The organism is Jiangella endophytica (assembly GCF_003427025.1).
GTDB lineage: Bacteria > Actinomycetota > Actinomycetes > Jiangellales > Jiangellaceae > Jiangella > Jiangella endophytica.
The window spans coordinates 94,121-114,926 of record NZ_QVAI01000004.1 but is presented as its reverse complement, the minus strand read 5'-3'; the positions used below and the strand labels follow the sequence as shown (position 1 = coordinate 114,926).

General features: G+C 73.3%; 18 protein-coding genes. 7 read left to right on the top strand and 11 right to left on the bottom strand.

Annotation, left to right across the window (positions count from 1 at the left end; all coding sequences use genetic code 11):
* Positions 1 to 4: 4 nt before the first annotated feature.
* From DZA62_RS09995 to DZA62_RS09960, 8 genes are all read right to left on the bottom strand, one after another.
* Positions 5 to 1,192 (bottom strand): vWA domain-containing protein, encoded by a 1,188-nt coding sequence (locus DZA62_RS09995; RefSeq protein ID WP_116948742.1) that lies wholly within the window; start codon positions 1,190 to 1,192, stop codon positions 5 to 7.
* 7 nt (positions 1,193 to 1,199) lie between these two features.
* Entirely contained in the window at positions 1,200 to 1,931 is a 732-nt protein-coding gene (locus DZA62_RS09990; protein WP_116948741.1) for an SRPBCC family protein, read from the bottom strand.
* A gap of 20 nt (positions 1,932 to 1,951) precedes the next feature.
* Positions 1,952 to 2,812 (bottom strand): AAA family ATPase, encoded by an 861-nt coding sequence (locus DZA62_RS09985; RefSeq protein WP_232827338.1) that lies wholly within the window; start codon positions 2,810 to 2,812, stop codon positions 1,952 to 1,954.
* Between the two features lie 3 nt (positions 2,813 to 2,815).
* Complete coding sequence (locus DZA62_RS09980; RefSeq protein WP_198663603.1) at positions 2,816 to 3,709, bottom strand: XdhC family protein; 894 nt, start codon at positions 3,707 to 3,709, stop codon at positions 2,816 to 2,818.
* An 11-nt stretch (positions 3,710 to 3,720) separates the two neighbouring features.
* Positions 3,721 to 6,114 carry an aerobic carbon-monoxide dehydrogenase large subunit gene (locus tag DZA62_RS09975; RefSeq protein ID WP_116948740.1) on the bottom strand — a complete coding sequence of 798 codons (2,394 nt, stop codon included), beginning with the start codon at positions 6,112 to 6,114 and terminating at the stop codon, positions 3,721 to 3,723.
* The gene (locus DZA62_RS09970; protein WP_116948739.1) at positions 6,111 to 6,632 is read right to left on the bottom strand and encodes a (2Fe-2S)-binding protein; all 522 of its coding nucleotides are present in this window, start codon (positions 6,630 to 6,632) and stop codon (positions 6,111 to 6,113) included. The genes DZA62_RS09975 and DZA62_RS09970 overlap by 4 nt, the downstream gene beginning before the upstream one ends.
* A 1-nt stretch (position 6,633) precedes the next feature.
* Complete coding sequence (locus DZA62_RS09965) at positions 6,634 to 7,512, bottom strand: FAD binding domain-containing protein (RefSeq protein WP_116948738.1); 879 nt, start codon at positions 7,510 to 7,512, stop codon at positions 6,634 to 6,636.
* 212 nt (positions 7,513 to 7,724) lie between these two features.
* A complete protein-coding gene (locus DZA62_RS09960) occupies positions 7,725 to 9,314 on the bottom strand; it encodes an amidohydrolase (RefSeq protein ID WP_232827336.1) in 1,590 nt (529 codons plus the stop codon).
* A gap of 60 nt (positions 9,315 to 9,374) precedes the next feature.
* Between DZA62_RS09960 and DZA62_RS09955 the strand changes: the two genes are divergently transcribed.
* The gene (locus DZA62_RS09955; protein ID WP_116948737.1) at positions 9,375 to 10,478 is read left to right on the top strand and encodes a winged helix DNA-binding domain-containing protein; all 1,104 of its coding nucleotides are present in this window, start codon (positions 9,375 to 9,377) and stop codon (positions 10,476 to 10,478) included.
* 697 nt (positions 10,479 to 11,175) lie between these two features.
* On the opposite strand, the gene DZA62_RS09950 is transcribed toward DZA62_RS09955, so the two are convergent.
* Positions 11,176 to 11,736 (bottom strand): helix-turn-helix domain-containing protein, encoded by a 561-nt coding sequence (locus DZA62_RS09950; RefSeq protein ID WP_116948736.1) that lies wholly within the window; start codon positions 11,734 to 11,736, stop codon positions 11,176 to 11,178.
* Positions 11,737 to 11,787: 51 nt separating this feature from the next.
* Here DZA62_RS09950 and DZA62_RS09945 point away from each other — a divergent pair, with 51 nt between their 5' ends.
* The 5 genes from DZA62_RS09945 (at position 11,788) to DZA62_RS09925 (ending at position 18,846) form a co-directional block, all read left to right on the top strand.
* Entirely contained in the window at positions 11,788 to 12,513 is a 726-nt protein-coding gene (locus tag DZA62_RS09945; protein ID WP_116948735.1) for a GNAT family N-acetyltransferase, read from the top strand.
* An 89-nt stretch (positions 12,514 to 12,602) separates the two neighbouring features.
* A complete protein-coding gene (lat, locus tag DZA62_RS09940; RefSeq protein WP_116948734.1) occupies positions 12,603 to 13,949 on the top strand; it encodes an L-lysine 6-transaminase in 1,347 nt (448 codons plus the stop codon).
* 22 nt (positions 13,950 to 13,971) lie between these two features.
* Complete coding sequence (locus DZA62_RS09935; RefSeq protein ID WP_198663602.1) at positions 13,972 to 15,528, top strand: aldehyde dehydrogenase family protein; 1,557 nt, start codon at positions 13,972 to 13,974, stop codon at positions 15,526 to 15,528.
* Positions 15,525 to 17,672, top strand: coding sequence for a thiamine pyrophosphate-dependent enzyme (locus DZA62_RS09930; protein ID WP_116948732.1), 2,148 nt, complete (start codon positions 15,525 to 15,527; stop codon positions 17,670 to 17,672). Before DZA62_RS09935 ends, DZA62_RS09930 begins: the two co-directional genes overlap by 4 nt.
* Position 17,673: 1 nt before the next feature.
* A complete protein-coding gene (locus DZA62_RS09925; protein WP_116948731.1) occupies positions 17,674 to 18,846 on the top strand; it encodes an acyl-CoA dehydrogenase family protein in 1,173 nt (390 codons plus the stop codon).
* 220 nt (positions 18,847 to 19,066) lie between these two features.
* Here the strand turns inward: DZA62_RS09925 and DZA62_RS09920 are convergent, their stop codons facing one another.
* Together DZA62_RS09920 and DZA62_RS35630 are read right to left on the bottom strand one after the other, a co-directional pair.
* Entirely contained in the window at positions 19,067 to 19,507 is a 441-nt protein-coding gene (locus DZA62_RS09920) for an Lrp/AsnC family transcriptional regulator (protein ID WP_116948730.1), read from the bottom strand.
* A 50-nt stretch (positions 19,508 to 19,557) separates the two neighbouring features.
* Complete coding sequence (locus DZA62_RS35630) at positions 19,558 to 19,704, bottom strand: hypothetical protein (RefSeq protein ID WP_157987583.1); 147 nt, start codon at positions 19,702 to 19,704, stop codon at positions 19,558 to 19,560.
* Positions 19,705 to 19,750: 46 nt separating this feature from the next.
* Here DZA62_RS35630 and DZA62_RS09915 point away from each other — a divergent pair, with 46 nt between their 5' ends.
* Entirely contained in the window at positions 19,751 to 20,794 is a 1,044-nt protein-coding gene (locus DZA62_RS09915) for an aminotransferase class V-fold PLP-dependent enzyme (protein ID WP_116948729.1), read from the top strand.
* Positions 20,795 to 20,806: the final 12 nt, after the last annotated feature.

The following is a 20,806-nucleotide window of genomic DNA, read 5'->3' as shown; positions in this document are numbered from 1 at the left end:
GGCCTCAGCGGTGCCGCCCGATGACGGCGATCGCGTCGGCCAGCGACCGGAACGTCCCGGCCGGCAGGAAGTCGTCGCAGTACGGGAGTGCAGCGGCCATGCTTGCCACCGCGGGGGCGTAGTCCGGCGCGCCGGCCCGCGGGTTCAGCCAGACGACCCTGTGGGCACGCCGCCGCAGCCGGGCCAGCACGGCGGCCAGCTCGGCGGGCGGGTCGCTGTCCCAGCCGTCGGAGGCGATGACGACGACGGCGCCGCGGGTGCTGTCGGCATGGTGCGACGCCAGGAGCGCCCGCAGGCTGGCCGCGATGCGGGTGCCGCCGAACCGGTCGGTGACCTGCTCGGTCGCCCGGGCGACCGCCTCCTCCGGGGACCGCTGCGCTAGTACCGTCGTCAGCCGGGTCAGTGTGGTCGCGAACGCGAACGTCTCCGCGCCGGCTCCGGGCGCGCCGGCCGCGACGACCCGCATGAGGTGCAGGTACGCCGTCGCCTGGGCGCGCATCGACCCGCTGACGTCGCAGAGCAGCACGATCCGGCGGGGCCGCCGGGCCGGCCGCGCCCGCACCAGCGTGACGGCCTCCCAGCCGGTCCGCCGGGCCCGGGCGATCGTCGGGCGGACGACGACACGGTGCCCGGCGTGGTCGGCCACGAGCCGTCGCCCGCGCCGCGTCGGCCAGTCCGGCAGGACGGCGCGCAGCCATTGCCCCAGCAGCGCGAGCTGACGGGCGTCGAGCTGGTCGAACGGAGCGTCGGGCAGCCCGGCCAGACCGCTGGGCAGCCGCTGCGGGACCGCGACGGGGCCGGGCTCCTCCGCGGGCGCCGTCACCCGCGGCGGCGTCACCCACGGCAGGCCACCGCCGTCGGCCCGTCCCCGCGTCGCGCCGTCGGCCGGCCGTTGCTCGTCGCCGCGCGCGGGAGGCAGGCCGCCGTCCTGGCCGCGCTCCCCCAGGTCCAGTGCGGCGTGCTCGAAGACCGCCCGGAACACGGCGTCGAACGCCGCCAGTTCGCCGTGGCGGCGCACCAGCGTCGTGCGAGCGGTCCAGTACAGCCGCGACCGCGAGTCGGGCGGGCAGGCGGCCAGCGCCCGCACGAAGTCCTCGACGGCGGTCTGCCCGGCGGCGACGCCATGCTCGCGCAGCCGGATGCCGAACGCCGTCGCGAACGCCGCCCGGTCGGCGCCGCGCAACAGGGTCATGGCCGGCTCAGCGGGTGGCCAGGTAGATCACCGCACCGACCACCACGATCAGGACGAGCAGCAGCGGGACGATCCGCCTGACGATGGAGCCGCCTGCGACGCCGATGATGTCCAGCGGCTCCGGCTCGGGCCGCGTCGAGGCGGCGGGCTCGGCGACAGGCTCGGAGACGGGCTCCGCCGCGGGCTCGGCGACGGGTTCCGCGGCCGCCGCGCCGGGCGCCGGCTCCGCCGGAGCGGCCGCCGGCTCGGGGACGGGCTCGGCCGCCGAGGCGGCCGAGGCGGCCGGGGTCGCCGCGGCGGCGCCCAGCTTGCCCTCCAGGCAGTCGACGAACTGGCCGAGCAGCTTCGTCGACACCTCCTTGATCATGCCGCGACCGAGCTGCGCGATCTTCCCGGAGATCCGCAGGTCGGTGTCGACGGTCACGACCGTCCGCTCGCCGTCGGGCCGGAGCTGGGCGACGATCTGCGCGGAGGCGTTCCCGGCGCCGCGGGAGTCGCGGCCGGACGCGCTGATGACGGCGCGGCGGGCGGCGTCGTCCTTCTCGACGAACGTGGCGGTGCCGGCGTACTCGGACACGACCGGGCCGACCTTGACCCGCACCCTCCCCCGGTACACGTCGCCGTCACGGCCGGTGAGCTGGGCACCCGGCATGCACGGCGCGATGCCCTCGAGGTCGGTGAGGACCTCCCAGGCCCGCTCGACGGGCACGCCCACGGTGAACTCGTTGTCGATCTGCATGGATCCCTCCTGTCACCGGTTCACGCCAGCTCCTCGAACGCCGCGGCGATGGTCTCGCGGTCGTCCGGGGTCTTCGCGACGGCCGACAGCGTCCGGACGGCGTCGGCCCGGACGAGCTCGGTCGCGCCGATCGACGACAACGCGGCCACCCAGTCGATGGTCTCGGCCATCCCGGGGGCCTTGTCCAGGTCCAGGGCCCGGACGCGGCCGATGAACTGACTGGTGGAGCCGATCAGCGGCTCGCTCGCCGCCGGCACCGTCCGTCGCAGGATCTCCGCCGCCCGCTCCGGCGCCGGGAAGTCGATCCAGTGGTAGAGGCAGCGACGGCGCAGGGCGTCGTGCAGTTCGCGGCTGCGGTTCGACGTCAGGACCACGACGGGCGGGTGCACGGCGCTGTAGGTACCCAGTTCCGGCACGGTCACCGAGGCCTCACCGAGGAACTCCAGCAGCAGCGCCTCGAACTCGTCGTCGGCGCGGTCGATCTCGTCGATGAGCAGCACCGGCGGGACCGGCCCGGTGGCCCGGACGGCGGCCAGGATCGGCCGCTCGAGCAGGAACTCCTCGGTGAACAGGTCGGCGTCGGTGAGCCGCTCGTGACGCGACTCCGACAGCCGGATCGCCAGCAGCTGGCGTTGGTAGTTCCACTCGTAGAGCGCCTCGCCCGCGGTCAGGCCCTCGTAGCACTGCAGCCGCAGCAGTCGCGCGTCCAGCACCTGCGCCAGCGCCTTCGCGGCGGCCGTCTTGCCGACCCCGGGCTCGCCCTCGAGCAGCAGCGGCTGGCCGAGCTCGACGGCGAAGTACATCGCGGTGGCCGTGCCCTCGTCCACCAGGTAGTCGACGCGGTCGAGCCGGCGCCGCACCTCGTCGGGGTCGGCGAACAAGCGCTACCTCCCCGTCGTCCGTGCGTACGTGTCGCGGCAGCCCGGCCCGCAGAACCACACGTCGGCGCCGTCGACGACCAGGTGCGGGGTGTCCGGCCCGACGACGACGGTCATGCCGCAGACCGGGTCGACGGCCTCCCGCGGGGCGTCCGACGCCGGCGCCCGGGCCGGGACGGCCAGCCGGCCGGCTCGCACCTCGCGCACCAGCTCGGCGAGGATCGAGAGCGCGATCTCGGCCGCCGTGCGTGCGCCGATGTCCAGCCCGGCCGGCGTGCTGACGCGGTCGCGCTCCCCCTCGGTCAGCGTCAGCTCCGCCAGCACGCCCGCGCCCCGCCGCGGACTCGCGACCAGCCCGATCCACCCGACGCCGGCGTCCAGCGCCGCCCTGATCGCGGCCGGCTCGTCGCCGCCGTGGCTGGCGATCAGCAACGCCGTCGGCACCGGGCCCGGTGCAGCGCCCGGGGCGGCCCGCTGCACGTCGAATCCCAGCGGCGCCCCCAGCTCGAACAGCGCCGCCGCGATCGGTGAGTGTCCGATGACGTGCAGCAGCGGCCGCGGCAGGCGCGGTTGGAGGAAGATCTCCATCGCGCCTCCGGACAGGCACGGGTTGACGACGACCCGTGCGCCCGGGGTCTCGGGGAACTCGCCCTCGTCCTGCGGCAGGACCCGCAGCAGCACGCTCTCGCCGTCGCGTATGGCGCCCAGCGCGGCGGCCCGCACGGAGCTCTCGGTGCACTGACCGCCCACGAAACCCTCGATGGTGCCGTCGGCCAGGATGATCGCGTCGTCGCCGGCCCGCGCCGACGCCGGGACCTGGGCGCGGACCACGGTCGCGTGGACGAACGGGATTCGGCCGGCGAGCAGCTGGCCGGCCCGGTCCTCGATCGCGGTGGTCACCGTCGGCTCCGTCAGATCGGCGGGCGGGCCTGGCCGCGCATGGCGTCCCAGACCCGCGACGGTGTCAGTGGCATGTCGGCGTGCCGGACGCCGAACGGCGCGAGCGCGTCGACGACGGCGTTGACGATGGCCGGCGGCGAGCCGACCGTCGCGGACTCCCCCACGCCCTTCGCCCCGATCGGGTGGTGCGGCGACGGCGTCACGGTGAAGCCGGTCTCCCAGTCGGGCACCTCCATCGCGGTGGGCAGCAGGTAGTCCATCAGCGACCCGCCGAGGCAGTTGCCGTCCTCGTCGAACGCGACGATCTCCATGAGCGCCATGCCGACTCCGTCGGTGAGCCCGCCGTGGATCTGCCCCTCGATGATCATCGGGTTGATCCGGGTGCCGCAGTCGTCGACGGCGACGAACCGGCGCACCTTCACCTGCGCGGTCCCCGGATCGACGTCGACGACGCAGATGTAGGCGCCGTGCGGGTAGGTGAGGTTCGGCGGGTTGTAGGTGATCTGCGCCTCCAGCGCGCCCTCGTACCCCTCGGGCAGGTCGCCGGCGCCGTGCGCCCGCATGGCGATGTCCTGGATGGTCACCGCGGTGCTCGGGTCGCCGGCGACGTGGAAGGAGCCCTTGTCCCAGACGAGGTCGTCGGCGGACACCTCCAGCATGCCCGACGCGACGATGCGGGCCTTGTCGCGGACCTTGCGGGCCACCAGCGCCGCCGCGCCGCCCGAGACGGGCGTGGAGCGGCTGCCGTAGGTGCCCAGGCCGAACGGCGTGTTGTCGGTGTCGCCGTGGACGACGTCGACGTCGGCGGGTGGGATGCCCAGCTCCTCGCCGACGATCTGCGCGAACGTCGTCTCGTGCCCCTGCCCCTGCGACTGCACGGACAGCCGGACCACGGCCTTCCCCGTCGGGTGCACCCGCAGCTCACAGCCGTCGGCCATGCCCAGGCCGAGGATGTCCATGTGCTTGCGCGGCCCGGCGCCGACGGCCTCGGTGAAGAACGAGACGCCGATGCCCATCAGCTCGCCGCGGGCCCGCTTCTCCGCCTGTTCGCGGCGCAGGTCCTCGTAGCCGGCCAGGTCCATCGCCTTGCGCATGGTCGGCTCGTAGTTCCCGGAGTCGTACACCCAGCCGGTCTTCGTCGTGTAGGGGAACTGCTCGGGCTTGATGAAGTTCTTCAGCCGCAGCTCGACCGGGTCCATCGCCAGCTCGGCGGCGAGGCAGTCGACGATGCGCTCGACCAGGTAGACGGCCTCGGTGATACGGAACGAGCAGGCGTAGGCGACGCCCCCGGGCGCCTTGTTCGTGTAGACGGCGGTCATGTGGCAGTACGCGGCCTCGAGGTCGTAACTGCCGGTGAAGACGCCGAAGAACCCGGCCGGATACTTCACCGGGGCGGCGGTGCCGTTGAACGCGCCGTGGTCGGCCAGCACATGGGTGCGGATGCCGAGGATCCGGCCGTCGCGGGTGGCCGCGATCTCGCCGCGCATGACGTAGTCGCGAGCGAACCCGGTGCTCACCAGGTTCTCGGACCGGTCCTCCATCCACTTCACCGGCTTGCCCGTGACGATCGAGCCGACGACGGCGCACACGTAGCCGGGGTAGATCGGCACCTTGTTGCCGAATCCGCCGCCGATGTCCGGCGAGATGACCCGGATCTTGTGCTCCGGCAGCCCGGCGACGATGGCGTACAGCGTCCGGTGCGCGTGCGGAGCCTGCGTCGTCGACCACAGCGTCAGGCGGCCCTCGACGGGGTCGAAGTCGGCGACCGCGCCGCACGTCTCCATCGGCGCCGGGTGCACCCGCGGGTAGACGATGTCCTGGCTGACGACGACGTCGGCCTTGGCGAACACGGCCTCGGTGGCGGCGGCGTCGCCGGTCTCCCAGTCGAAGCAGTGGTTGTCGGTCTTGCCCTCCAGGTCGTCGCGGATGACCGGCGCTGCGTCCTCGAGGGCACGCCGGACGTCGATCACCGGGTCGAGGACGTCGTACTCGACGTCGATCAGCTCCAGCGCGTCGCGGGCGGCGTAGCGGTCCTCGGCGACGACGAACGCGACCTCCTGGCCCTGGAACCGGACCTTGTCCGTCACCAGGACGGCCTGGACGTCGTTGGACAGCGTCGGCATCCACGCCAGGTTCAGCGTCTCGAGCGTGGCGCCGGTGACGACGGCCTTCACCTTCGGGTGCGCCTCGGCGGCCGTCGTGTCGATGCTGACCAGCCGCGCGTGCGCGACCGGCGCCCGCAGGATCGCCAGGTGCAGCATGCCCGGCAGCTGCACGTCGTCGACGTAGTTGCCCCGGCCGCGGACGAAGCGCGGGTCCTCCTTGCGCAGCATGCGGCCGTGACCGACCGGATGCTGGTCGTTGTCCTCGAAGCCGGCGGGCTTGCGGTCGCCGACGGTGGTCATGGCGCACCTCCGGTCGTCGCGGCGGGTTCGGCCGGCTGGTCCGCGTCGGCGCGCTGGTCCGCCTCGTAGGCGGCCGCCCAGCGGACGGAGCGCACGATGGTGGCGTAGCCGGTGCACCGGCAGATCTGCCCGCTGATCGCCTCGCGGATCTCGTCCGGCGACGGGTCGGGATTCTCGTTCAGCAGGGCGCGCGCCGTCATCATCATGCCGGGCGTGCAGAAGCCGCACTGCAGCCCGTGGCACTCCATGAAGCCGCGCTGGACGGGGTCGAGCTCGCCGTTCTGCGCGAGCCCTTCGACCGTGCGGACCTCGTGGCCTCCGGCCATCGCCGCGAGCACCGTGCACGACTTCACCGGCCGCCCGTCCAGCCAGACGACGCAGGTGCCGCAGTTGCTCGTGTCGCAGCCCCAGTGCGTCCCCGTCAGCCCGAGCACGTCGCGCAGGAAGTGCACCAGCAGCAGCCGCCCCTCGATCTCGCGGGTGACCTCCTCGCCGTTCACCGTCATCGAGACCTGCATGTCAGCCCCTCTCCCGCGCGCGCTCGACCGACCGGCGCAGCGCCCGTTTCGTCAGCTCGCCGGCGAGGTGCCGCTTGTACTCCTCGCTGCCGCGCATGTCGGACTCCGGGCGGCAGCCCTGGGCGGCGAGACGGCCGGCCTCGTCGTACAGCTCCTCAGACGGCTCGCGGCCTGTGAGGGCCGCGGAGATCTCCGGCAGCGCGGTCGTGTTCGGGCCGACGGCGGCCAGCCCGACCCGCGCGTCGGCGATGCGCCCGTCGTCGAGGAGCCAGACCGCGGCGCCGGCGGAGACGACCGCCCAGTCGCCGGCCCGCCGCTCGACCTTCTCGAACGCGCTGCCGCCGCGCGGGCGCACCGGGAACCGGATCTCGATGAGGATCTCGTCGTCGCCGACGGCGGTCTCGTACGGTCCGCGGTGGAACTCCGTCATCGGCACGACCCGCTCCCCTGACTGGCCGCGGATGACGCAGCGCCCGTCGAGCGTCGTGCAGACCGCCGACAGGTCCTCGGACGGGTCGGCCTGGCACAACGATCCGCCGAGCGTGCCCCAGTTCCGTACGACCGGGTCGGCGATCACCTTCTCCGCGTCGCGGAAGATCGGGAACGCCGCCGCCAGCTCGTCGGACTCGAGCAGCTCGCGGTGCCGCGTCAGCGCCCCGATGCGGATCTCGTCGGTCCTGACGTCGAGGTAGCCCAGTTCGTCGCGCAGGTCGTTGATGTCGATGAGGTATTCGAAGTTGGCGAGGCGGAGCTTCATCATCGGCAGCAGGCTGTGACCGCCCGCCACCAGCCGGGCGCTGCCTCCCAGGCGTTCCAGCAGGCCGATCGCGTGGTCGACGCTGGTGGCTCGCTCGTACTCGAACGGCGCGGGTACCTGCATGCCGGACCCCCTTGTCCCCGTGCTGCTGAGATCAGCACACGCCCGGCGCGCGGGGATGTCAACGGTGACCTAATCGATCGCTTAACTCACCCCGCCGGCCCGGAAATGATCACGTGGAGTGGGGGTCCTCCCGCTCTACCACCCATGGATGCCTGGTGAAGCGTGAGAACGCCTGGCGCAGGAGGCCAGGCAACCGCTTTCCAGCGCACCGATCAGGCGGCGGAGTAGACCGTCCGGCCGCGCACCACCGTCTGCAGACAACGGGGCAGCTCGCCCCCGGGCGACAGGTCGGGCAGACCCGGCACACCCGCCCGCGGGTCGGTCGACCACGCGGCCACCCGCGAGTCGGGCGCCTGGACGACCAGCTCGTACGGGACCTCCCAGACGGCGAACGAGGCGAGCATCCCGGGCGCCAGGACGCCGGCGTCCTCGACCCGTGCGGCGCGCCAGCCGCCCCGCGTCGCCGCCGAGAACGCCGCCCGCGCGCTGATGCGCTGCGACGGCGTCCGGTGCTGCGACGCCGCGCGCACCGTCTCCCAGCCGGCCAGCGGCGTCACCGGCGAGTCGGACCCGAAGGCCAGCAGCACCCCGGCCCGGGCCATCGCGGCGAACGGGTTCAACGCGACGCCGCGCGAAGGGCCGAGCCGCTCGACGTACAGGCCGTCGGGGCCGCCCCACAGCGCGTCGAACGCCGGCTGCATGCTCGCGGCGACGCCGAGGCGGGCCATCTCGGCGATCAGCAGGTCGTCGATCATCTCGACGTGCTCCAGCCGGTGCCGTGACCCGACGACGGCGGCCAGTCCGCAGACCTCGGCGGCGGCCGCGATGGCCTGGACGGCGGTCCGTACCGCTTCGTCGCCGATGCAGTGGAAACCGGCCTGGATGCCGGCCCGCGTACAGGCGACGACGTGGTCGGCGGCGGTGTCAGGGTCGAGGTAGAGCCGGCCGCGCTCGCCCGGGGCGTCGGCGTAGGGGGCGGACAGCCGGGCGCTGCGCGATCCGATCGAGCCGTCGATGTTGAGATCGCCGGCCGCCCCGGCCGCGCCGAGCGCCTGCGCCTCGCCGACGGCCGTCGCGCCCCAGTACCCGATGACGTCCGGCAGCTCCGGATCGGCGCCGAGCGCGAGGACCGCGGTGAAGTCGGCGGGGTCGCCGATGTGCGGCGCGCCGATCTCGTGCACGGCGCCGATGCCCAGGGTCGCCGCGTGGCGCAGCGCCTCCGTGCGCAGCCCGGCCAGGCGGCTCGCGGGGACGGCGGTCCGGGCGGCCTGGCGGGCACGATGGTGGGCGTCGCGGCGCACCAGGCCGTCGTCGTAGCCGTCGGCGCGGGCGATGGAGCGGTCGGCGGCGAGCAGCGTGCCGGAGACGGCGGCCGTGTGGACGTCGCGCCGGGCCAGGTAGACGGGAGTGTTCGCGCTCGCGCGGTCCAGCTCGTCCGGCGTGGGCGCGCCGCCGTCGCTCCAGCCGTCCTCCTCCCACCCGAAGCCGAGAACGACCTCGCCCGGCCGGGTCTTCACCCGCTCGGCGACGAGGTCGAGCAGGGCCGTCCGGCCGGCGACACCGGCGAGATCGAGGCCGTCGCGGGCCAGCCCGGTCTCCGTCAGGTGCACGTGAGCGTCGACGAACGCGGGCGCGACCAGCGCATCCTGCAGATCGACGACCTCGTCGGCCGCGTCGACGTGCGTCTGTGCCGCGCCCTCGGCGCCCACCCAGGCGACGGTGTCGTCCACCACCAGCATCGCGGTCGCGAACGGGTCAGCGGGGCTGTGGATGCGGCCGTTGCGGTAGAGCGTCGTCGTCACCCGGCGATTCTCCCTGCCTCCCGGCGCGACGCTGTCGGCGGGGCGCGAGAGGCTTGGCCCATGTCCGACGTCCTGACGCGCCGCCAGCTCAACCGCGCCACGCTGGCCCGGCAGTTCCTGCTGTCCCGCGCCGATTCCCCGGTGCTCCCTGTCGTCGAGCACCTCGGCGGTCTGCAGGCGCAGCAGCCGTTCTCGCCGTACTACCAGCTGTGGTCGCGGCTGCGCGGGTTCGTGCCGTCGCAGCTGGCGACGCTGCTGCTTGATCGCACGGTGGTGCGGCTGGCGGCCCAGCGCGGCACCATCCACCTGCTGTCGGCGCCCGACGCGCTGGCGCTGCGACCATGGGTGCAGTCGCTCTACGACGCCGATCTGCGCACCAACACGCTGCACGCGAAGGCCCTGGCCGACGTCGACCTCGACGCCGTCGGGGCGTCCGCGCGGTCGCTGGTCGATGCCGAGCCGCGCACCATGGCCGAGCTGGGTGCGCTGCTGGCGCCGTCGTGGCCGTCCGTCGAGGCGTCGCATCTAGCGCATGCGGCGCGCAGCCTGCTGGCGCTGGTTCAAGTGCCCCCGCGGGCCGTGTGGGGGCAGAGGGGGCAGACCCGGCTCACCACGGCGGAGCGCTGGCTCGGCCGGCCGCTGGATGATTCGGTGCCGCCCGAGGTCTTCGTGCGGCGCTATCTCGGCGCCTTCGGCCCCGCGTCGGTGGCCGATCTGCAGACGTGGTGCGGGCTGACCCGGCTGCGCCCGGCGGTCGACGCCCTCCGGCCGTCGCTGCTCGTCTTCCGCGACGAGGCCGGCCGCGAGCTGTTCGACCTCCCCGACGCGCCCCGCCCACCGGCCGACACCCCCGCACCGGTCCGTTTCCTGCCCGACTTCGACAACCTGCTGCGCTCGCACTCCGACCGCACCCGCGTCATCGACGACGTCAGCCGCAAACGCATGAACCGCCGCAACGGCGTGGTGCCGCACGCCCTCCTCGTCGACGGCGAGGTGGCCGGTTGGTGGCGGCTGGAGGACGGCGTGCTCGCGGTGACGCCGTACCGGCCGCTGTCCGTCCCCGAGACGGCGGAGGTCGAAGCGGAAGGGCGCGAGTTGCTGGCGTTCGCGCTGTCGTCGGACGCGCTCGATGCGGCCGAGGTGCGGGTGATGCCGGTGGAGTGAGGTCTCCATCGCCCGGGTGAGGCTCCTCGGCTCGTGAGCTGGCGGGCGGATCGAGTCGCGGTGCGCCGGGGTGGCCTGGGACGCCGGGGGTAACCGGCCGGACGTGGCCGCCGCGCTTTCGGCGACCCCGCCGTCGGTGGCCTCTGACGTGGGGGCCTCCGGCTTCGGCCGGCCGTCTTGACGCCGTGGACCCTCATGATCATCAACGATCGCGCACCTCCCTAGGCGTTCTGCTGCTTCAGAGGGCGTGCATTCCAGGTGAAGCGTGAGAACGCCAAGGGATGCACGCGCTCGCCGGCGATCGTGGATGTGCACAGGCTCGCCGCTCGGCCCGACCCGTGAGCCGGACGCTCCCTCACGGCGACGGCGGACCACGACGGCCACCGACGGTCAGCCGAGGCACCCCTTCACGGGCGACCGCAGACCACGACGGCCACTTGCGGCGGCCCGGGAGCACGGCTGCGGAGCCCGAGGCGTGTCCAGACTCGCCCCGTCCCCCTGACAGCTGCCAGTTCTTCGACCGTGCGGCCGTGGGTCAAGCGGTCTCGTCGGCGCGAAGCGCCCAATGGTCCGCTCGAGGCGCGGGTGCGCGGCTGGGGAAATGGGCAGCAGGGGGACGGCGAACTCAACGAACGGCACGCCGGCCAACCGGCTGCCGGGCCGCCGACCGAACGGACGCACGGACCCGGCCGGCCCGTCAGCGCCGCGGCCGCATGATCAGCGCCGCCACGTGGTACGAGCACGCCTCGTCCCACGGGTTGGCGTAGCCGTGCTCCACGTCGGCGGCGAAGTAGATCGAGTCGCCGGCGGCGAGGTCGTGCACGTCGCCGGCGAGGGTGAGGCGCAGGCGGCCCGACTCGACGACGACGTACTCGTGCGATCCGGCGGCGTACGCCGGATACTCCCCCGGCGCGGAGCCGGGCGGCAGCTCCGCCCTGACCCACTCGAAGTTCACGCCCGGCACCACCGGCGTCAGGATCGTGCGCCGCCACCCGTCCGGGGCCACGGCGACGTCCTGGTCGGCGGCGCGGCGGACGATCACCCGCGGAACGTCGCCGGGGTCGAGGAGGGCCGACATGGGCGTGCCGAGCGCCCGGGCGATCCGATCCAGCACGACGACCGTCGCGGCCTTGCGGCCACGCTCCACCGACCACAGCATGCTGGCGCTGACGCCCGCCTTATCGGCGAGCGCGTTCATGGTCAGCGCGCGCTGCGTGCGGGCGTCGGTGATGCGGCGGCCGAGCGCGACGAGGTCCACGTCACTCACTATAATGAAAATTCGTTCTCTATAGCGAATGACGGAGACTCCATGCTGACGACGACCACGGTCCGGCCCGCGGCCACCGCCGATCTGCCCGCCGTCGCCGCGATCTTCGCCCACTACGTCGAGACCAGCGTCGTCACGTTCGAGGAGACGCCGCCCCCGGTCGCCGACTGGGCGCTGAAGCTCGCCGGCCTCCGCGACCGCGGCCTGCCGTTCCTCGTCGCCGACGCCGGCGACACCATCGCCGGCTACGCCTACGCCGCGCAATGGCGACCCAAACCCGCCTACCGGCACACGGCCGAGAACACCGTGTACCTCTCCCCCGGACACGTCGGCCGCGGCCTCGGCCGGACGCTGATGACGGCACTGCTCGACGCCTGCGCGGCAGCCGGCGTGCGGCAACTGGTCGCCGTCGTCGTCGACGAGGGCGACGACGCGGAGGCCGGCCGGACATCGGCCGGCCCGAGGCCCGACCCCGGCCGCGACGACCCCGGCCGCGACCGCTCCGCCGAGAGCAGCCCCACCCAGAACAGCCCCACCCCGTCCGCCGGCTCCACAGCCCGGGCGAACCCGTCGCTCGCCCTGCACCGCTCCCTCGGCTTCACCGAGGCCGGCCGCCTGGCCGCCGTCGGCTACAAGCACGGCCGCTGGCTCGATACCGTCCTGCTCCAGCGCACCCTCGGCTGCTCGCGGGCGAACAGCCCCGACCTCGCCCGGCGGAAACGACCCCCGCACCCGAGCCAGGCATCGCGGGATGTCTTCTTGCTCTAGCGGCGAATCAACGCAAGAATTACGTCAAGGCGAGCCTCACGAGGGACGTCTTCTGTCACCGTACCCGGGTTCGAGGAGGTTCACCGATCGTGGCCGAACAGCTCACCATCACCGCCGGCGAGGTCCACGCGGTTCTCGGCAAGCACCTGCTCACGGACGGCTTCAAGCTCGTCCTCGACACCGACGCCAGCCAGGGCAGCTGGCTGGTCGACGCGCGTGACGGCAAGCGGTATCTGGACATGTACACGTTCTTCGCCTCCGCGCCGCTCGGCTGCAACCCGCAGGGACTGATCGACGACCCGGCGTTCATGGACCTGCTGGGCCGCGTGGCGGCGAACAAGCCGGCCAACCCGGACATCTACTCCGTGCATCTGGCCGAGTTCACCGAGACGTTCGTCCGCGTGCTCGGCGACCCGCGGCTGCCGCACCTGTTCTTCGTCGAGGGCGGCGCGCTCGCCGTCGAGAACGCGCTCAAGGTCGCGTTCGACTGGAAGAGCCGCCACAACGAGGCCAACGGCCGCGACGCCCGCCTGGGCACCAGGATCATGCACCTGACGAAGGCCTTCCACGGCCGCAGCGGCTACACCATGTCGCTGACGAACACCGAGCCGAACAAGACCGCCCGGTTCCCGCAGTTCGACTGGCCGCGCATCGACGTCCCGGCCATCACCTTCCCGCTCGAGGACCACCTGGCCGACGTCGAGAACGCCGAGCGGCACGCGCTCGAGCAGGCGCGGCAGGCGTTCGAGGCCCACCCGCACGACATCGCCGCGTTCATCTGCGAGCCGATCCAGGGCGAGGGCGGCGACAACCACATGCGCCCCGAGTTCCTGCAGGCCATGCAGGCGCTCGCGCACGAGCACGACGCGCTGTTCATCGTCGACGAGGTGCAGACCGGCACCGGCACGACGGGCACGGCGTGGGCCTACCAGCAGCTCGGCCTGCAGCCCGACATCGTCGCGTTCTCGAAGAAGGTGCAGGTCGGCGGCATCATGGCGGGCGGCCGGGTGGACGAGGTCGCCGACAACGTGTTCACGGTGTCCGGCCGCATCAACTCGACGTGGGGCGGCGGGCTGGCCGACATGGTCCGCTCGCGCCGGCTGTTGGAGATCATCGAGCAGGACGGGCTGATCGGCGCGGCCGGGCCCAAGGGCGAGCGGTTCCTCTCGGGCCTCCGCGCCGTCGGGACGCAGACCGGCGGGGCCGTGAGCAACGTGCGCGGCCGGGGCCTCATGGTCGCCGCCGATCTGCCCGACGCCGCCACGCGCGGCGCGGTCGTCGCCGACCTCCGTGAGAACGAGCAGGTCATCGCGCTGCCCTGCGGCGAGCGGGCGATCCGCTTCCGTCCTGCCCTGTCGGTGACCGATGATGAGATCGACCTCGCGGTCGCGGCGTTCGGCCGCGCCGTCGCCCGTCAGTCCGCCCGCGTCCGCTGAGCATTCGAGGAGCAGAACCACTGTGACCCGCACCGTCACCTCGGTCGTCGACGGCCAGGCCGTCTTCGACGCAACACAGCCGACCTTCCAGTCACTCAACCCGGCCGACCTCGACGACGTCGTCGGTGAGGTGAGCCTCGTTCCGGGGCGCGTCTTCACCGCCGCCGCGGTCGTCGCCCGCAACGCCCAGCAGGCCTGGGCCGACGTCCCGGCGCCCGTCCGCGGCCGCGCCATCGCGCACATCGGCCGCGTCGTCGAGGAGAACGCCGAGAGCCTGGCCCGGCTGGTCACCCGCGAGATCGGCAAACCGTACGCCGAGGCGCTCGGCGAGGTCCGCGAGATCATCGACACCTGCGACTTCTTCCTCGGCGAGGGTCGCAGGCTGTACGGCCAGACGGTGCCCAGCGAGATGCCCGACAAGCAGCTGTTCACGTTCCGGAACCCGGTCGGCGCGGTCGCCATCATCACGGCCGGCAACTTCCCGGTCGCGGTGCCGTCCTGGTACATCGTCCCGGCGCTGCTCACCGGCAACACCATCGTGTGGAAGCCGGCCGAGTACTCCGCGGTCGTCTCCAACGCCTTCCACGACCTGTTCGTCAAGGGCGGCGGCCTGCCCGACGGCGTGTTCAACCTGGTGCACGCCGACGGCGCCGAGACCTACGCCGGCCTGCAGGAGTCGCTCGAGCTCGGCTACATCGACAAGGTCGGGTTCACCGGCTCGTCCGAGGTCGGCCGCGAGATCGGCGCGCTCACGGGCCGCCACCTGCAGGCTGCCTGCCTCGAGCTGGGCGGCAAGAACCCGCTGGTCATCGCTCCGAGTGCCGACCTCGACCTCGCCGTCGAGGGCGCGCTGTTCTCCGGCTTCGGCACGGCGGGCCAGCGCTGCACCTCGCTGGGCACGGTCATCGTGCACGAATCGCTGCACGACGAGTTCATCCGCCGTTACGGCGCCGCGGTCGACGCCGCCGCCGTCGGCGACCCGTCCCAGGACGTCCTCATGGGCCCGCTGCTCGATGCCAAGTTCGCCGAGCGGTACGAGAAGTTCCTCGGCTGGGTCCAGCCCCAGCACACCGTGCTCGGGCGCACCGGCCGCATCACCGCGAGCAACCCGCGCGACGGTTTCGTCGGCGACCCCGCGAAGGGCCTCTTCTACCACCCGGTCGTGGTCGACGGCGTGCGTCCGGGCGACGAGCTGTTCGACCAGGAGACGTTCGGCCCCATCGTCGGCGTCACGTCCTACAGCACGCTCGACGAGGCCATCGACCTCGCCAACGCGCCCGGCTACGGCCTGTCCAGCAGCATCTACACGACGAACCCGGCCGACGCGTTCGCGTACCGGCGCGGCATCTCCGCCGGCATGGTGAGCATCAACAATTCGACGTCCGGCGCCGAGGCGCACCTGCCGTTCGGCGGCAACGGCAAGTCCGGCAACGGCTCGCGGCAGTCCGGCATGTGGGTGCTCGACCAGTTCACCCGCTGGCAGTCGGTCAACTGGGACTACTCCGGCCGGCTGCAGAAGGCGCAGATGGACGTCGCCGACCTGGACGCCGACCTCGGCTTCCGGCTCGACCAGCCGTGAGCACCCCGGCCGCGCTCGAGCAGGCGCTGTTCGCGGCGATCGAGGCGCTGCCCGCCGGGCCGGCCGCGAAGGTCGACGGCGCCGACGTCCTGCGCGGCGTGTTCGACGCCCAGGTGACCAGCCGGCACCTGGACGTCGTCGCGCGGGAGCTCCAGGCGGCCGGGCGCGGTTTCTACACCATCGGGTCGGCCGGGCACGAGTCGAACGCCGTGGTCGCGACGGCGCTGCGCCCGAGCGATCCGGCACTGCTGCACTACCGCTCGGGCGGCTTCTACGCCGCCCGAGCGGCCCAGGTGCCCGGCTCGACGCCGGTCCGCGACGTGCTGCAGAGCCTCATGGGCGCCGCCGACGAGCCGATCGCCGGCGGCCGGCACAAGGTGTTCGGCAACGCGGCGCTGTCGATCGTCCCGCAGACGTCGACCATCGCCTCGCACCTGCCGCGCGCGGTCGGGCTGGCGGTCGCGCTGCACCGGGCACACCGCCTCGGCGTGCCCGTCGCCTGGCCCGACGACGCGGTCGTCGTCTGCTCGTTCGGCGACGCCTCGGCGAACCACTCGACCGCCGTCGGCGCCGTCAACACCGCGCTGAACACGGCGTTCCAGGGACTGCCGGTGCCGGTGCTGTTCGTCTGCGAGGACAACGGCATCGGCATCTCCGTCCCGACCCCCGCCGGCTGGATCGAGACGTCCTACGGCTCGCGGCCCGGCCTCACCTACCTGCAGGCCGACGGGTCGGACACCGCGACGGCGCTGACGGCGGCGCGGCGGGCCGCCGGCTACGTCCGCGAGCAGCGCAGGCCCGCGTTCCTGCACCTGCGCACCGTCCGCTACCTCGGGCACGCCGGCAGCGACGCCGAGATCGGTTACCGCACGCCGGCCGAGATCGCCGCCGACCACGCCCGCGACCCGATCCTGGGCACCGCCCGCGCGCTGGTCACGGCCGGCGCCGCGACCCCGGCCGAGCTGATCGTCCGCTACCGCGAACTGCGCGCCGAGGTCGACGCCGTCGCCGACGACCTGAAGGGCGCCCGCACGCTCGGCTCGGCGACCGAGATCGTCGCCCCGCTCGCCCCGCGCACGCCCGACGCCGTCGCCCGGGCGGCGACCGGACTGTACGACGAGGCCCGCGCCGACCAGCCGGCCACACTGGCCGAGTCGATCAACCAGACGCTGTCGGCCGCCCTCGAGCGCGACCGCCGGGTCGTCGTGTTCGGCGAGGACGTCGGCCGCAAGGGCGGCGTCTACGGCGTCACCCGCGGGCTGGCCCGCCGGCACGGCCGCGCGCGGGTGTTCGACACGCTGCTCGACGAGCAGTCGATCCTCGGCCTCGCGCTGGGGTCGGGCCTCGCCGGGCTGCTGCCGGTGCCGGAGATCCAGTACCTCGCCTACCTGCACAACGCCGAGGACCAGCTGCGGGGTGAGGCGGCCTCGCTGGCGTTCTTCTCCACCGGGCAGTACCGCAACCCGCTGGTCGTGCGCATCGCCGGCCTGGCCTACCAGCGCGGCTTCGGCGGGCACTTCCACAACGACAACGGCGTCGCCGTGCTGCGCGACATCCCGGGCCTGGTGGTCGCCTGCCCGTCGCGTGGCGACGACGCCGCGGCCATGCTGCGCACGTGCCTGGCCGCGGCCGCCGTCGACGGCACCGTGTCGGCCTTCCTCGAGCCGATTGCGCTCTACCACACCCGTGACCTGCACGAGGACGGCGACGGCGACTGGCTCGCGGCCGATCCGGGCGAGCACGTGCCGATCGGCCGGGCCCGCTTGCACGGCGCGGGCTCCGACCTCACCATCATCACGTTCGGCAACGGCGTGCCGATGAGCCTGCGCGTCGCGGAGCGGCTGGCCGCGCGGCGCATCAGCGCCCAGGTGCTGGACCTGCGCTGGCTGGCGCCACTGCCGGTCGAGGACATCGTCCGCGAGGCCAACCTCACCGGCCGGGTCCTGGTGGCCGACGAGACCCGCCACTCCGGCGGGGTCGGTGAGGGCGTCGTCACGGCTCTGGTGGAGTCTGGGTACGACGGCCGCATCGCCCGGGTCTCCAGCCACGACAGCTTCGTGCCGCTGGGCACCGCCGCGAGCCACGTGCTGCTCGGCGAGCAGCACATCGAGACGGCCGCCGCCGAGCTGGCCGAGAAGGAGTGACATGACCTCGCCCCTGGAGCTGCTGAGCGTCGAGCACCTGCTCAGCGAGGAGGAGCGCGACCTGCGCGACGCGGTCGCCCACTTCGTCGACGACCGCGTCCGCCCGTCGATCGCGGACTGGTACGAGGACGGTCTGTCGACCGAGGCCGTGCGCGAGCTGGCGCGCGAGGCCGGCAAGCTCGGCCTGCTCGGCATGCACCTCACCGGGTACGGCTGCGCCGGCACCAACGCCGTCTCGTACGGCCTGGCCTGCATGGAGCTGGAGGCCGGCGACTCCGGCGTCCGCTCGCTGGTGTCGGTACAGGGATCGCTGGCGATGTTCGCGATCTGGAAGTTCGGCTCCGAGGAGCAGAAGCAGCGCTGGCTGCCCGGCATGGCGGCCGGCGAGCTGATCGGCTGCTTCGGGCTGACCGAGCCCGACTTCGGCTCCAACCCGGCCGGCATGCGCACCCGCGCCCGCCGCGACGGCGACGACTGGGTGCTCGACGGCACCAAGATGTGGATCACCAACGGCTCGGTCGCCGACGTCGCCGTGGTGTGGGCCCGCTGCGACGACGAGACAGTGCGCGGCTTCCTCGTCCCGGCGGGGGCGCCCGGGTTCTCCGCGCCCAAGATCGGCAAGAAGCTGTCGCTGCGCGCATCGGTGACCAGCGAGCTGGTGCTGGAGGGCGTCCGGCTGCCGGCCGACGCCGTCCTGCCGGAGGTGTCGAGCCTGCGCGGGCCGCTGTCGTGCCTGAACGAGGCCCGGTTCGGCATCGTGTTCGGCGCGCTCGGCGCGGCCCGCGACTGCCTCGCCGCGGCACTGGACTACGCGACGACGCGGGAGGTGTTCGACAAGCCGCTGGCGTCGTTCCAGCTCACGCAGGCCAAGCTCGCCGACATGGCGCTGGAGCTGCAGAAGGGCTATCTGCTCGCCCTGCACCTCGGGCGCCTGAAGGACGACGACAGGTTGTCGTCACAGCAGGTCAGCCTGGGCAAGCTGAACAACGTCCGCGAGGCGCTGACGATCGCCCGCGAGTGCCGCACCATCCTCGGCGCCAACGGCATCACGCTGGAGTACCCGGTGCTGCGCCACGCCAACAACCTGGAGTCGGTGCTCACCTACGAGGGCACCAGCGAGGTGCACCAGCTGGTCATCGGTCAGGCCCTGACCGGCGAGAACGCCTTCGGCTGAGCCCGCCGCCGCGTCACCCGACCGGGAATGATCACGTTCAGTGGGGGTGCACCCGCTCTGCGAGGCATGCATTCCTCGTGAACCGTGAACTCCCCGGGCCCTGGCGGAAAGCGATTGCCCGACGACTCCACCAGGCTTCCTCCCGCTTCACCAGGAATGCATTCCTGGTGAAGCGACCACACCCCCACTGAACGTGATCATTCCCAGTCCGACATGGGGGTCAGGCGGTCATCGGGCGGTTCTCGTAGGCCGTCGACAGCACGATGGTGGTGCGGGTGGACACGTTCGCGGACGAGCGGATGCGGGCGAGCAGGTCCTCGAGGTCGGCGGGACGGCCCACCCGCACCTTGAGGATGTAGTTCTCGTCGCCGGCGACGGAGTAGCACGCCTCGATCTCCGGGACGCCGGCCAGCCGGTCCGGAGAGTCGTCGGGCTGGCTGGGGTCGATCGGCTTGATGGAGATGAACGCCGTCAGCGGCAGCCCGACCGCCTCATGGTCGACGACGACGGAGTAGCCGCGGATGACGCCGCGCTCCTCGAGCCGGCGAACCCGCTGGTGCACGGCCGACGTGGACAGGCCGGTCGATTTGCCGAGATCGGTGTAGCTCATCCGGCCGTCCCGCATCAGCAGCGCCACGATCTTCCTGTCGATGTCCTCCACGAGTGCACTCTACTGGCGGCGCGGTCCAGAACCCGGCCGCGGCACGCACGTCAGGCCGTTGTGGCGTCGCGGCCGTAGCCGTCCAGGAGCGCGGCGAGGATGCTGGTCAGCCGCGGCCCGACGTCGACGACGGCGCGCGCGAGCTCGGCGTCGGCCTCCTGGAGGCGGCGGCGATGGCGATACCGCGCCCACTCCACGCTCCAGCGCCGGGGCGACGGTGGGCCGCGGTGGCACGATGGCGGCATGGACCTTGCCGCGGCGCGTTCCCTGTTCGAGCCCGAGCCTGGCTGGCTGAACACCGCAAGCTACGGGCTGCCACCGTCGACTGCGTGGGACGCGCTGCAGGCGGCCCAGGACGAGTGGCGGCACGGGCGGGTGTCGTGGGAGGTCTGGGGCGTGTCGACGGGGCAGGCGCGGGCGGCGTTCGCGCGGCTGGTCGGGGTGGCCGAGACCGACGTGACCACCGGCGCGCAGGTGTCGCAGCTGGTCGGGCAGCTGGCCGCGTCGGTTCCCGACGGAACCGTGGTGCTGGCGCCCGAGGAGGACTTCACGTCGCTGCTGTTCCCGTGGCTGGCGCAGGCGCACCGCGGCGTCGTGGTGCGGACGGTGCCGGCGGCGCAGCTCGCGGAGCGCGTCACCCCGGACGTCGACGTCGTCGCGTTCAGCGTCGTGCAGTCGGCCAGCGGGGCCATCGCCGACGTCGACGGCGTGCTGGCCGCCGCGCGGGCAGCCGGCGCCGTCACCGTGGCCGACGCCACCCAGGCGGTGGGCTGGCTGCCGGTCGACGCGAGCCGGTTCGACGCCCTCGTCGCGGGCGGGTACAAGTGGCAGCTGTCGCCGCGCGGGACCGCCTTCCTGGTGACGACGGCCGAGCTGCGGTCGTGGGTGGTGCCGTCGCAGGCCGGATGGTGGGCGGGCGACGACCCCTATGCGGCGTACTACGGGCCGCCGCTGCGGCTGGCCTCCGACGCGCGCCGGCTCGACCTGTCGCCCGCGTGGTTCTCCTGGGTCGGTGCGGCGCCGGCGCTGGAGCTGCTGGAGGCCGTGACCGTCGAGACCGTCCACGACTGGAACGTCGGGCTGGCGAACCGGTTCCGGGCCGGGCTCGGGTTGCCGCCGGGCGACTCCGCGATCGTGTCGGTGGACGTCGCGGGCGCGCAGGAGCGGCTGGAGGCGGCAGGGGTGCGGGCGGCAGTGCGTGGCGGGCGGCTGCGGGTGTCGTTCCACCTGTACTCCACCGAGGCCGACGTCGATCTCGCGGTCGGCGCACTCACCCGCCGCGGGTGAGCCGCGCCGCCG

Coding starts and splice junctions, on each gene's coding strand:
- DZA62_RS09995 (WP_116948742.1), bottom strand. CDS start 1,192: ATGACCCTGTTGCGCGGCGCCGACCGGGCGGCGTTCGCGACGGCGTTC.
- DZA62_RS09990 (WP_116948741.1), bottom strand. CDS start 1,931: ATGCAGATCGACAACGAGTTCACCGTGGGCGTGCCCGTCGAGCGGGCC.
- DZA62_RS09975 (WP_116948740.1), bottom strand. CDS start 6,114: ATGACCACCGTCGGCGACCGCAAGCCCGCCGGCTTCGAGGACAACGAC.
- DZA62_RS09970 (WP_116948739.1), bottom strand. CDS start 6,632: ATGCAGGTCTCGATGACGGTGAACGGCGAGGAGGTCACCCGCGAGATC.
- DZA62_RS09965 (WP_116948738.1), bottom strand. CDS start 7,512: ATGCAGGTACCCGCGCCGTTCGAGTACGAGCGAGCCACCAGCGTCGAC.
- DZA62_RS09955 (WP_116948737.1), top strand. CDS start 9,375: ATGTCCGACGTCCTGACGCGCCGCCAGCTCAACCGCGCCACGCTGGCC.
- DZA62_RS09945 (WP_116948735.1), top strand. CDS start 11,788: ATGCTGACGACGACCACGGTCCGGCCCGCGGCCACCGCCGATCTGCCC.
- DZA62_RS09925 (WP_116948731.1), top strand. CDS start 17,674: ATGACCTCGCCCCTGGAGCTGCTGAGCGTCGAGCACCTGCTCAGCGAG.
- DZA62_RS09915 (WP_116948729.1), top strand. CDS start 19,751: ATGGACCTTGCCGCGGCGCGTTCCCTGTTCGAGCCCGAGCCTGGCTGG.